The organism is Solidesulfovibrio aerotolerans (assembly GCF_009856865.1).
In the GTDB taxonomy this organism is placed as follows: Bacteria; Desulfobacterota; Desulfovibrionia; order Desulfovibrionales; family Desulfovibrionaceae; genus Solidesulfovibrio; species Solidesulfovibrio aerotolerans.
Genome location: NZ_WVUD01000002.1, coordinates 113,070 through 124,418, shown reverse-complemented (window position 1 = coordinate 124,418; position 11,349 = coordinate 113,070). Strand labels below are relative to the sequence as shown.

Genomic DNA, 11,349 nt, shown 5'->3' with positions numbered 1-11,349 from the left:
AAGGAGATCGTATGCAGCCTGTGCGGCCCAAGGCCTCGGTTTATGACGTCGTCGCCTGGATCGGGGCAGGACTCGCCCTGCTGCTGGTCTTTCCGCTCCACTTGTTTCCTGCGCTCATGGCGGGCCTGTTGGTCTTTGAGCTGGTCCAACTGGCCGCGCCGGTCTTGCCTGCTGCCTGGGTCGGGCACCGGCGCGCAAAGCAAGTGGTGGTGGCCTGCCTGGCAGTCCTTATAGTCGTCGGGCTGGCCCTGCTCGCCTGGAAGGGGATTGCCTTTTTTCACAGCGAATCCACCAGTATCCCGACCTTGCTACGGAAAATGGCCGAGGCGTTGGAGAGCCTGCGGGCCAGGTTGCCCGGCTGGCTGGTCACGTTTTTGCCCGAGAACGTCGAGGCCATGAGCACGGACGTCGTCGCGGCCCTGCGCGCCCGGGCGGCCACCATGCAGGCAGCGGGCAAGGGTATCGCGCAACTGCTGGCGCATGTCCTGGTCGGGCTGATTCTCGGGGCGGTGATCGCCTTGGTGGCCGAAACCACGGGGGAGAAGCACCGTCCCCTGGCTGCGGCGCTTTTGGAGCGCGCCAGTCGCCTGTGTACGGCGTTTCGAGCCGTTGTGTTTGCCCAAGTGCGGATTTCCGGGCTCAATACGGCACTGACGGTCCTGTATCTGTTCGTGGTCCTGCCCGCCCTGGGGGTCCATCTGCCCTTGGCCAAGACCATGGTGGCCCTGACCTTTTTGGCGGGCATGCTCCCGGTGGTCGGCAATCTCATCTCCAACAGTGCCATCGTGGTGGTGAGCCTGAGCGTTTCCTTTGCCGTCGCCGGCTGGTCGCTGCTCTTTCTCATCCTCGTCCACAAGCTGGAGTATTTTCTTAATGCCCGCATCGTCGGCGGGCATATCCATGCCAGAACCTGGGAGATACTGCTGGCCATGCTGGTGATGGAAGCCGCTTTCGGGCTGGCCGGGCTGGTGGCAGCGCCAATCTATTACGCCTACCTGAAAAAGGAACTCAGCGATCAGGGGCTCGTGTGAAGGCCGTGCCGGCCGGCCCGCGCGAAGGTCTTAATGGGCGGTTGCGGCCCTGGCTGCCGGCGAAAGGCCGGGCCTTTTGCTCTTCCCCGAGCCACACCAGGAACACCAGCGCTTGCAGTGGGAGGACCGGGTGTGCCGAGGAAGCGTAGTCTTCCCCGCCTGTCCCCCGGATTGAAGCCGTAAGCGCCGCCAGGGGGACAGGGGATCAATCCGCGTCAGTGCCGCCACCGGGCTGGCGGCCCACGGTTTTGTGCCGTCTTGGGCGGTCACTGGTAACGAGCGCTGTGGAGCGCCGCTGTGGGTCAGCCGTTGAGATGCTCCTTCAAGCGCCGGCCGGCCTTGAAAAACGGCAGGCGTTTCGGTCCGACGGCAACGCTTTGGCCGCTTTTGGGATTGCGGCCGGTGTACCCCTCGTACTCGCGCACGGCAAAGGAACCGAAACCGCGAATTTCCACGCGATCGCCCGCCAGGAGCGCCTGCCTGATCCGGTCGAAAAAGACGTTTACAAAGTCGGCCGCCTCGGTGTCCGGCGTGTTGAAGCGCTGGGCAAAAACCTTGATGAGTTCGCTTTTATTCATTTCCCCTCCCCGTGATTGCCTGACAATAGCGGTAAATGTTCCGGCGAGGCAAGGGGATGTCGCCACTTGGCGCAATTTGGCTGTGCATGTGCCGGGTTTGGACCGGATGGGTGGCCGGGTGGCGGGGTAACCGGCGCTGTCGGGGCGGGTTGGGAAGGAAGACTTAGGATTTGGCGGCGTATTTGGCGGCCACTTTGGCGGCCAGGGAGGTTGGGCGCACGCCCGTTGGTGCGGGCGGCCTGGGCGTGGCTTCCGGCACCGTGTCCATAGCGGTGGGCGCGGGGGCTGGGGGCGGGGTGGGGACGGTGTCAGGCCTGGGGTCAGTCTGGGGGGATGCGCTCAGATGCACCGGCGGGACGGCCGATGCGCCGGCCAGCCGAAACGGCGAGGCAAAACGGTGGCCGCACACGGGACAGGCCATGAGCATGCCGCCGATATGGGACGGAAAACGCAGCGCCTGGCCGCAGCCGGGGCAATATCGCACGGGGCCTTGAGACATCGGACCCTCCATGGCCGGGAGTATTGCAAGACAAGTGCCCGAAGCGGGTAGGTTGGTTACAGCTTCCGTCGATTATTGCGGCGTTGGCATGGGACAGGCGGAACCAGGGAAGTTGCCCTGACGGCGCGGCCCACGTTCCCGGGCGCGGTGCCCGGGAGGGGTTTTACAACGTCCCGGACAAGGCCGGCCAGCCGCGCAGAAAGGTCAAAACAACGTCGCGCCCGGCCTCGATGGTCAAATGTTCGGCATCCACCACGCACTCCGCAGCCGGGTCTTCCTCAAAGGGCACGTCCACGCCGATGACCTGCCCCAGGCCCGGGAATTCCCGGCCGGTGGCTTTGCGCATCATGGCCTTGGCATAGAGTCCGGCCATGACCTTGCCCTGGGGGCGGGCCGACTCCCGGGCCATGGCCACGGCCAGGGAACAGCGCACGTGCACTTCGGCGAAGTGCGTCATACGCGAGCGGGCATAGGCGCGCATGGCCAGACGCGGGGCCGAGGCGTCCATGATGACCAACCCCGTGCCCAGGCGGTAGAGGTGGGCCGCCTCGTCGGCAAAGCGCGTGTAGGCCGCCTCGCGCTCGGCCTCGCTGTAGGTGGGTTTGGGGAAATAGGCCTTGCGGCGGGCGTCCAGTTCCAACGTGGCGACATCGATGCCGGCCAGACGCAGATACTGCGCAACAGCCTGGGCCAGGGCGCTTTTGCCTGAGCCGGGCAGGCCGGTGAACCAAAGTGCGGTAGCCATATCAGCGCATGTACCGGTTGAAGTTTTGGCAATCGAAGCGCTCATCGCCAAGAACGTTTTCCAAAAAGCGCAACAAGCCCCGGCGCACGTCCTCGGGATGGCCCGGATACCACTGGGGCGAGGCGACAACCAGGCCGCGAAAGACGTAAAAGGGCGCGATGACGGAAAATATTTCGTCGTCGCCAGCGTGGCGCAGATAGGTTTCCCAGAAGGCCATAAAGAGCCGCTCAAAGTCTCCGGTCAGCTCTTTGTGGCCGTAGAGGCCAAAGAGCACGAAATTCAGGCTCATGGTGGCCACGTCGTCGGCCGGCTCGCCCCACTGGCCGCGACTGCGGTCGAGGACAGCGAAATCCCGTGTGTCTCCCGCCTCCTGAATCAGCACGTTCCAGGGGTGGAAATCGCCGTGCACCTCGCTTAAGCGGTGGGTAAACCCGCGCAGCTTCCAGCGCCAGTCGATGATGCGTTTTTCCAGGGCGCAAAAACGCTGCGGGGGAAAGAGGCTGTAGGGGTGGGGATAGGCGTCCACCAGCCCGAAGATGCATTCCGACGCGCCAATCAAGTTGCGCACCCGGCGCAGATAGAGGTCGGCGTCGTCTTTTTTCAGGCTATGGACCCGGGCCAGCCAGGTTGCAAAGGACCGGACCATGTCCAAATCGCGGGCCTCAAGGCCGGTTTTCTGGATGCGCTGCAAATCGAGGTAGTAGTCGTAGCCCGGGGCCATTTCGCTTAATAAAAAGAACTCTTTGGGCCGGGCCACCGGCACGAGGCGGTCGTCCTGGTCAAAATAGCCCAGGGCCATGGGGCGCACGTGCTTTTCCATGGCGCCGCCGGCCTCGAATTGAAACATGAGGATGGCAGCCCGGTCCCAGTAGAACTGGTGGCCGTACTTGTCGCCGCGCATGATCGACAGCACCCCCCGGCGCACCTGCCCGTCCACTTCGAACTCCAGGCACACGGGTTTGCCGTAGCCGAATTCCTTCATGCCCTGGCCGCCGGACCCCATGGCACCGGCCCCGAGCATCCGGGCGGTGGGGCCAAACGCTTCCCTCAGATACTGTTCCACGGCCTCGGGACGGACCACGATGGCCGGCTTTTCCTCGGTTCCCTTGCGCATTGTTGCCCCTTGCCTTGCCGGATAGGGAACCCGGCTTTCGGCCTCTTCGTCCAACTTGTCCCATAAATAGCCAGGATACGCAGCCGGCGCAACCCTCGCCCTGCACCGCGCACTTCTCCTGTTGGGTTGCGACGGTGGCCAGGGCGTGGCTCATGGGGCGGCTGGAGCGATTATCCGGCTGCTGGTGAGGAGATAGTCGGCGGCGGCAGGCAGATCATGGGCCAGGACATGGGGCCAGTCGGGCCGGCGGTCGGCAAGCTTCCGCCAGGGTTCGGTCAGGGCCGGCAGGCCGAGCGCGGCGGTGGCGTGCTGGCCGTGGCCGGTGGTCACCAGGATGGTGCAGGGCGAGCCGATACCCAGGCCGAAGGCGATGTCGGACGCCTTGTCGCCGATGACGGCGGTGGCGGCCGGGTCCAGATGATACGCGGCGGCCAGACGCGCAAACAGGCCGGCTGCCGGCTTGCGGCAGTCGCATCCGACATCCGGGCCATGAGGGCAATGGGCCGTTGCGGTGATGGGCGCGCCAAAGGGGGCCAGCAGTTCCAGCAAGCGGGCCTGGACGGCCTGAAACTCGGCTTCGCCGTAATAGCCCCGGCCGATGCCGGATTGGTTGGTGACCAGATAGAGGTCCGCTCCGGCCCGGACCAGCCGGGCCAGCGCCTGCCCTGCGCCGGGGTACAGTTCCACGCCGCCCGGATCGGCCAGATAGTGCCGCTCGACAATGACCGTGCCGTCGCGGTCAAGGAGGATATGGCGGATGGGGGACGGCATCAATACGTGTCCTGAAGGCTTCCCGGGAACACAAGGCCGGTATCCGTGATCTCCCCACCGGCCAACACCCGGCCGGCGGTGTCGTAGAGCGTGGCCACCTGCCCGGGGGTGGGGCGGGGGACGGGTTGGGCAAAGGCGATGGCGAGGCCGTCCTGGTCGTTAAGACGGGCCGTGGCGGGTCGCGGACGCATGCGGTAGCAGGTCTGGGCCAGGATTTCGTCCGGCCAATCGGCCGGCGGCACGAGGACATTGGCCGGGCCGGTGCGGCAGGTGGTGGCCGCAAGCTCGGCTTTGCCGCCGACGAGAAGCGCATTGGCGGCAGCGTCCTTGGCCAGGACGTAGAGCGGTTCGCTATAGCCGATGCCCAGGCCCTTGCGCTGGCCGATGGTGTGTCGCCACAGGCCCTGATGCGTCCCCAGACGCGTGCCGTCGGCCAGGACGATGGGACCGGGGCCGGAGAGCGGCGCGCCGGAAGCCTCCAAAAAGGCCCGGTAGTCGTCGCCGGGCACGAAGCAGACTTCGCGGGATTCGCGCGGCAGCGGCGGGGTGAGGCCGAGTTCTGCCAGGGCGGCCGGGTTGTCGGCCTTCATACGTTCGGCCAGGGGAAAGACGGCCTGGGCCAGGGCGCTTACCGGTACGAGGCTTAAAAAATAGCTTTGGTCGCGGCTGGGGTCGGCCCCGCGCCACAGGCTCGGGCCGGCGGGTGCGTCGGTGATGCGGGCATAGTGGCCGGTGGCGATATGCGTTGCCCCGCGCTCCCTGGCGGCGGTCAGGAGCAGGCCGAATTTCATGGTCCGGTTGCAGGCGGCGCAGGGATTGGGGGTCAGGCCGGCGGCATAGGCGGCAATAAAGGGCGCTATGACGTGGGCGTCAAATTCCCGCGACAGATCCACGGCGGCAAAGGGTACGCCAAGCCCCTGGCATTGGGCGTCGATGGCGGCGGCCAGCGCGTATTCCTTGGGACCGGGCGGCAGAAAATGGGCGTGCAGCCCGAGGAGATCGTGGCCGGCGTCGCGCAGCAGGCCCAACGCGAGCAGGCTGTCCGCACCGCCGGAAAGGGCTACGGCATAGCGCATATTGCCAACCAACATCGCGAATCCATTCGCCGCTCCCCTTTAACCCCTTGCCTTCCAGGTGGGATTCCAAAGGGCTCAGCCCTTTGGCCGCCGGAGGCATTCTTCCCTCTTAAATACCAGCCGGACGCGGCAGCGGCGGCAGGGCGGCTCCCAGCACTTTGGCCGTGCGCAGGATGGCGGCTTCGTCAAAGGCCGGGCCGAAGAGCTGCATGCCGATGGGCATCCCCGACGTCTGGCCGAGGCCCACGGGCATGGACAGGCCGGGCAGACCGGCGAGGTTTAGGGAGATCGTAAAGATGTCGCTAAGATACATCTGCAGCGGATCGTCGGTCATCTGGCCGATGGGGAAGGCAGCAAAGGGCGAGGTGGGGCCGCAGATGACATCGCATTTCTCGAAGGCGGTGAGGAAATCCTGGCGGATGAGCCGGCGGACCTGGGCGGCCTTGCGGTAGTAGGCGTCGTAGTAGCCGGCCGAGAGCACATAGGTGCCGATCACGATGCGGCGCTGGACTTCGGGGCCAAAGCCTGTGGACCGCGACAGTTCGTAGAGTTCCTCCAGGGTCTGGGCCTCGGGGGCGCGGTAGCCGTAGCGCACGCCGTCAAAGCGGGCCAGATTGGAGGAGGCTTCGGCCATGGCCACGATGTAGTAGGTGGCCACGGCATAGGGCGTGTGCGGCAGGGAGACCGGCACAACCGTGGCACCGAGGCTTTTGGCCGTGTCCACGGCGGCGGCGCAGGCTTGGCGCACTTCGTCGTCCACGCCTTCGCCCCAGTATTCGTCGGGCAGGCCGATAGTCAGGCCGGCCAGATCGACGGCACCGGCCAAAGCGGCCTCGAAATCGGGGACTTCGCGCGGGGCCGAGGTGGAATCTCTGGGATCGTGGCCGGCGATGACCGAGAGGACTGCGGCGGCGTCGTCGGCGGTGCGGGTGAGCGGTCCGATCTGGTCCAGGCTTGAGCCGTAGGCGACCAGCCCGTAGCGCGACACCCGGCCGTAGGTGGGCTTTATGCCGACTGTGCCGCAAAAGGCGGCGGGCTGTCGGATGGAGCCGCCGGTGTCGGTGCCAAGGGCGGCAAAGCATTGGTCGGCGGCCACGGCTGCGGCGGAGCCACCGCTGGAACCGCCCGGCACTTTGGCCGTGTCCCAGGGGTTGGCTGTTATGGCGTAGGCGGAATTTTCCGTGGACGAGCCCATGGCGAATTCGTCCATGTTGGTCTTGCCGAGGATAATCGCGCCGGCAGCTTTGAGCTTTTCGATGCAGACGGCGTCGTAGAACGGCGTGAAATTTTGAAGGATCTTGGAACCGCAGGTGGTAGGTGCGTCTTTGACGCAGATGGCGTCCTTGACCAGCACCGGCACGCCCCACAGGCGTTGGCCGGCGACAGGCCCGGCGTCGTCCAGGGCTTTGGCGGCGGCCAGGGCGGCTTCGGCGTCCAGATGCAGGATGGCCTTTAGGGCCGGCTCGGTGCCCTCGATGCGGGCCAGACAGGCGGCCACGGCCTCGGCGGCCTTTATTTCCTTGCGCGCCAGCTTGTCGCGCACCTCGGTCAGGGTCAGGGCGGTGATATCGGACATGGAAAATCCCTTTATGCAATGCCCGGCACCTTGGGGGCAGGGCCGGCGGCGGCGTCGAGAAACAGGAGGGCGGGTCAGGCCCCGCGCCAATTACACGATCTTGGGCACAATAAAAAACTGCCCGTCGGTGGCGGGGGCATTGGCCAGGATTTGATCCCGGGTGCAGGTCGGGGCTGCCGTGTCGGCGCGCAGGGGTGTGGCGTGGCCGACCGGGCTGTAGAGCGGTTCGACGCCGGTCGTGTCCAACGCGCCGAGGGTTTCCATATAGGCCAGGATATCGTCCATCTGGCCGGCAAAGCGTTCGAGCTTGGCGTCGTCAAGGCGCAGTTTGGCAAGCTTGGCCACTTTGGCTACGGCATCGGGGCTGATCGTCATGGACAGTGCTTCCTTGCGGTTTAGGAGACGGGAATGGCCTGCCGGTGGGCCGGCACCGGGGCCTGGGGCTGGACCGGGGCTGGCGGCGCAGCCGGGACAGGCTGGGCCGGAACGCCCGGGGCCGGCTGGGCCGGGGAGTAGGACTGCTCGTTTTCCGGGGCCGGATTCTCCAGGGCCTTTTGCCGGATGGCATTGAGGCGCTGGCGGAAACCTTCGGGATCGAGCAGCACCGGGCCGGTGACCGACGGGCGGAACAGATACATGGACACATGGGCCTTGCCGTCAGGCGTGTAGGACAGGGGGGCCATGCTGAAATCCATGCCCGAGGTGGCCTGGGCCAGCCGGGAGCTGACTTCCTGGGGCGATGACCCCTGGGGCAGCCGGCCAAGCCGGGCGGCCATGCGGGCGAAATCAAAGCCAATGGCCTCCCACATGTCAGGATGCTCGATGCCGGCGGCGTGCATGGCGGTCACCAGCTGCTGGGTGGCCTGTCCCTGGTTTTCCGGCCACCAGGCCCCGGGGCAGACGGCCAGACGGTAGTTCTGGATGTTGATCTGGGTCTTGGCGGCAGCGGCCCGATACAGGGCTTCGGTCCACAATTGCGGCCCAAGGATCAGCAGATCATCGACTTTGTTCTTGAAAAAGGCCGGCAGTACTTTATCCGCCCGGGCCCATTCGTCGGGGACGAACACGGCGCCGTAGCCCGGACGTCCGCCGCCGGTGCGCAGCATGTCACCGACCGTGCCTTCCCAGCTCGACGGGTCTTGGGGCGCGTAGACGCCGGTGGCGGTAATCTGGCCGCCCAGGCGCGAGACAGCCCCGGCAAAGGCGTCGCCCATGGTCTGGCCGTAGCGGTCGCCGGGACGCAGGATGGCGAACTGGTTGATGCCGTAGTCGGTGGCGGACAGACGCAGCAGGGCGTCGATTTCGTCGTCGGCGCTGGGGAAAAAACGCCATGCGTCGATGCCTTCCCGGGCTTCGCCGAGTGACGGCATAAAGGCCAGGAACACGCGTGTTTGCAGCAACCCGGCGGTTTCGAGTTCCTTAAGCGTCAGCCGGTGCATGGGGCCGCCGACCACGGTGACCTCAGGCGGCAGTTGGCGCAAGGAATCGGCCCAGCCGGGCTGGGTGGCGTCGATGACCGTGACCTCAAGGGGCGTGCCGGCGGCAGCCAGGGCGTCCTGGGCAGCCTTGATGCCTTTTTGCACCCGCCCGCCGAATTCCCGAAACGGGCCGCCAAGCGGCAGCAGCACGGCCACGGAGTTGCTGAAAGCCGGTTTGGGGGGAGGCGTGGGTTCAGGCGTCACCGGGGCCACAGGCGGCGGCGGGGGCGTGGGCTCGGCCGGAGGCTGGGAACCGGGAAATATGCCGGCGCAGCCGGTCAGGGCAGCCAGGACGAAACAGGCGACGCAGGCCGCCAGCAGGCGGGGGAAAGGGCGGTATTTTTTTGTCTTGGCAATCATGGGCGAACCGGGGTTTGGCGGCCGGGCCGCCGTGGCCAAAGGGCATGAAAAAAGCCCGACCCGTCCGAAGACAGGTCAGGCTTTTCGTTACGCGCAATAGGCCACGAAGGCAAGTGCGCGCCGGGACGGACCCTATTTCACTTCGGTGTAGTCGGCATCGACCACATCGTCGTCGCCGCCGGCCTTGCCGGCCTGCGGACCGGCTGCGCCGGCTTCAGGACCGCCAGGCTGTCCGCCGGCCTCGGCCTTTTGCTGGTACAGCTTTTCAGCCAGCTTGTGGGAAGCCTGGGACAGATCGTCGGTAGCGCGTTTGATGGCGTCGGCGTCTTCGCCCTTTAAGACTTCCTTGACGTGGTTGAGCTTGGACTCAATCTCGCCCCGGGTCACGCCGTCGATCTTCTCGCCCAGTTCCGTCAGCGACTTCTCGGTGGTGTAGACCAGCGTGTCGGCCTGGTTGCGGATTTCAATAAGCGCCTGCTTTTTCTTGTCATCCTCGGCATGGGATTCGGCATCCTTGATCAGCTTCTGGATGTCGGATTCCGACAGGCCCGAGGAAGCGGTGATGCGGATGGACTGTTCCTTGCCGGTGCCGGTGTCCTTGGCCGAGACGTTGACGATGCCGTTGGCATCGATGTCGAAGGTGACTTCGATCTGCGGCACCCCACGGGCCGCCGGCGGCAGGCCGGTCAGCTCGAAGCGGCCAAGGGTCATGTTGTCGCCGGCCATGGGCCGCTCGCCCTGCATCACGTGGATGGACACCGAGGGCTGGTTGTCGGCGGCGGTGGTAAACACCTGACTCTTGCGGGTCGGGATGGTGGTGTTGCGTTCGATCAATTTGGTAAAGACGCCGCCGAGGGTCTCGATGCCCAGCGACAGCGGGGTGACGTCAAGCAGCAGCACGTCTTTGACGTCGCCGGCCAGGATGCCGCCCTGGATGGCCGCGCCCATGGCCACGACCTCGTCGGGGTTGACCGAGCGGTTGGGTTCTTTGCCAAAAAAATCCTGCACGGTCTTTTGCACCAGCGGCATGCGGGTCATGCCGCCGACGAGGACGACTTCGTCGATGTCGGCAGCCTTGAGGCCCGCGTCGGCCAGGGCCTTGCGGCAGGGTTCGATGGTGCGCTGGACCAGATCATGGACCAGGGATTCCAGCTTGCCGCGGGTCAGCTTGACCATCATGTGCTTGGGACCGGAGGCGTCGGCCGTGATAAACGGCAGATTGACCTCGGTTTCCATGGAGCTGGACAGCTCTTTCTTGGCTTTTTCGCCGGCTTCTTTGAGGCGCTGCAGAGCCATGCGATCCTGGGACAGATCAATGCCGCTTTCTTTCTTGAACTCATCCACCAGATAGCTGATGACGCGATGGTCGAAGTCTTCGCCGCCCAGGAAGGTGTCGCCGTTGGTGGCGCGCACTTCGACGACGTTGTCGCCGACTTCCAGGATGGAGATATCGAAGGTGCCGCCGCCAAGGTCGAAGACGGCGATCTTTTCGTTGGCCTTTTTATCGAAACCGTAGGCCAGGGAAGCGGCTGTCGGTTCGTTGATGATGCGCTTGACCTCAAGACCGGCGATGCGTCCGGCGTCCTTGGTGGCCTGGCGCTGGGCGTCATTGAAGTAGGCCGGCACGGTGATGACGGCTTCGGTGACGGGCTCGCCAAGATAGGCTTCGGCGTCGAGCTTGAGCTTGCCGAGAATGATGGCCGAAATCTCGGCCGGGCTGTATTTCTTGCCTTCGACCTCGACGTAGGCGTCGCCGCCCTGGCCTTCGACCATCTTATACGGGCAATGCTTGAGCCAATTCTGCACTTCCGGGGCGTCGAAGCGACGGCCCATGAGGCGCTTGATGGCGAAGATGGTGCGCTCGGGATTGGTCACGGCCTGACGTTTGGCGATTTCACCGACCAGCCGTTCCTTGGTGAAGGCCACGATGGACGGGGTGGTGCGTCCGCCTTCGGGGTTGGTGACGCACTTCGGATCCTTGCCCTCCATGACGTAGACGCAGGAGTTGGTGGTCCCGAGGTCGATCCCGATTATTTTACCCATAACAGCCTTTCCTCCTTGAATTCTCTGTATACGATTACGCCGCGAGGCGAATGTGTTGGTTGGACTGGTGGAATATAA

General features: G+C 65.3%; 11 protein-coding genes. 1 reads left to right on the top strand and 10 read right to left on the bottom strand.

Going from position 1 to position 11,349, the window contains the following annotated elements; genetic code table 11:
* Positions 1-11 precede the first annotated feature (11 nt).
* A complete protein-coding gene (locus GTA51_RS02220) occupies positions 12-1,031 on the top strand; it encodes an AI-2E family transporter (protein ID WP_160958308.1) in 1,020 nt (339 codons plus the stop codon).
* A 302-nt stretch (positions 1,032-1,333) separates the two neighbouring features.
* On the opposite strand, the gene GTA51_RS02215 is transcribed toward GTA51_RS02220, so the two are convergent.
* The 10 genes from GTA51_RS02215 to dnaK all read right to left on the bottom strand — a co-directional run bounded on the left by GTA51_RS02215 (position 1,334) and on the right by dnaK (position 11,271).
* The gene (locus GTA51_RS02215) at positions 1,334-1,609 is read right to left on the bottom strand and encodes an HU family DNA-binding protein (protein ID WP_160958307.1); all 276 of its coding nucleotides are present in this window, start codon (positions 1,607-1,609) and stop codon (positions 1,334-1,336) included.
* A gap of 163 nt (positions 1,610-1,772) precedes the next feature.
* Positions 1,773-2,108, bottom strand: coding sequence for a hypothetical protein (locus GTA51_RS02210; protein ID WP_160958305.1), 336 nt, complete (start codon positions 2,106-2,108; stop codon positions 1,773-1,775).
* A 163-nt stretch (positions 2,109-2,271) separates the two neighbouring features.
* Positions 2,272-2,853, bottom strand: a complete 582-nt coding sequence (locus GTA51_RS02205; RefSeq protein ID WP_160958304.1) for an adenylyl-sulfate kinase — start codon at positions 2,851-2,853, stop codon at positions 2,272-2,274.
* A 1-nt stretch (position 2,854) separates the two neighbouring features.
* A complete protein-coding gene (locus GTA51_RS02200; protein ID WP_160958302.1) occupies positions 2,855-3,967 on the bottom strand; it encodes a phosphotransferase family protein in 1,113 nt (370 codons plus the stop codon).
* 150 nt (positions 3,968-4,117) lie between these two features.
* Entirely contained in the window at positions 4,118-4,738 is a 621-nt protein-coding gene (locus GTA51_RS02195) for a D-glycero-alpha-D-manno-heptose-1,7-bisphosphate 7-phosphatase (protein WP_160958301.1), read from the bottom strand.
* Positions 4,738-5,814 (bottom strand): tRNA-specific 2-thiouridylase, encoded by a 1,077-nt coding sequence (locus tag GTA51_RS02190; protein ID WP_160958482.1) that lies wholly within the window; start codon positions 5,812-5,814, stop codon positions 4,738-4,740. The genes GTA51_RS02195 and GTA51_RS02190 overlap by 1 nt, the downstream gene beginning before the upstream one ends.
* Before the next feature lie 109 nt (positions 5,815-5,923).
* The gene (gatA, locus tag GTA51_RS02185; RefSeq protein WP_160958299.1) at positions 5,924-7,390 is read right to left on the bottom strand and encodes an Asp-tRNA(Asn)/Glu-tRNA(Gln) amidotransferase subunit GatA; all 1,467 of its coding nucleotides are present in this window, start codon (positions 7,388-7,390) and stop codon (positions 5,924-5,926) included.
* Positions 7,391-7,480: 90 nt separating this feature from the next.
* The gene (gatC, locus tag GTA51_RS02180; protein WP_160958297.1) at positions 7,481-7,765 is read right to left on the bottom strand and encodes an Asp-tRNA(Asn)/Glu-tRNA(Gln) amidotransferase subunit GatC; all 285 of its coding nucleotides are present in this window, start codon (positions 7,763-7,765) and stop codon (positions 7,481-7,483) included.
* A gap of 20 nt (positions 7,766-7,785) precedes the next feature.
* Positions 7,786-9,228 carry a penicillin-binding protein activator gene (locus GTA51_RS02175; RefSeq protein WP_160958296.1) on the bottom strand — a complete coding sequence of 481 codons (1,443 nt, stop codon included), beginning with the start codon at positions 9,226-9,228 and terminating at the stop codon, positions 7,786-7,788.
* Between the two features lie 132 nt (positions 9,229-9,360).
* On the bottom strand, positions 9,361-11,271 hold the full coding sequence (gene dnaK / locus GTA51_RS02170; RefSeq protein WP_160958294.1) for a molecular chaperone DnaK: 1,911 nt from the start codon (positions 11,269-11,271) through the stop codon (positions 9,361-9,363).
* Positions 11,272-11,349: the final 78 nt, after the last annotated feature.

Excerpts from the sequence above, each read along its gene's own strand:
- GTA51_RS02220 (WP_160958308.1), top strand. The coding sequence starts at position 12 with ATGCAGCCTGTGCGGCCCAAGGCCTCGGTTTATGACGTCGTCGCCTGG.
- GTA51_RS02215 (WP_160958307.1), bottom strand. The coding sequence starts at position 1,609 with ATGAATAAAAGCGAACTCATCAAGGTTTTTGCCCAGCGCTTCAACACG.
- GTA51_RS02210 (WP_160958305.1), bottom strand. The coding sequence starts at position 2,108 with ATGTCTCAAGGCCCCGTGCGATATTGCCCCGGCTGCGGCCAGGCGCTG.
- GTA51_RS02205 (WP_160958304.1), bottom strand. The coding sequence starts at position 2,853 with ATGGCTACCGCACTTTGGTTCACCGGCCTGCCCGGCTCAGGCAAAAGC.
- GTA51_RS02200 (WP_160958302.1), bottom strand. The coding sequence starts at position 3,967 with ATGCGCAAGGGAACCGAGGAAAAGCCGGCCATCGTGGTCCGTCCCGAG.
- GTA51_RS02195 (WP_160958301.1), bottom strand. The coding sequence starts at position 4,738 with ATGCCGTCCCCCATCCGCCATATCCTCCTTGACCGCGACGGCACGGTC.
- GTA51_RS02190 (WP_160958482.1), bottom strand. The coding sequence starts at position 5,814 with ATGCGCTATGCCGTAGCCCTTTCCGGCGGTGCGGACAGCCTGCTCGCG.
- gatA (WP_160958299.1), bottom strand. The coding sequence starts at position 7,390 with ATGTCCGATATCACCGCCCTGACCCTGACCGAGGTGCGCGACAAGCTG.
- gatC (WP_160958297.1), bottom strand. The coding sequence starts at position 7,765 with ATGACGATCAGCCCCGATGCCGTAGCCAAAGTGGCCAAGCTTGCCAAA.
- GTA51_RS02175 (WP_160958296.1), bottom strand. The coding sequence starts at position 9,228 with ATGATTGCCAAGACAAAAAAATACCGCCCTTTCCCCCGCCTGCTGGCG.
- dnaK (WP_160958294.1), bottom strand. The coding sequence starts at position 11,271 with ATGGGTAAAATAATCGGGATCGACCTCGGGACCACCAACTCCTGCGTC.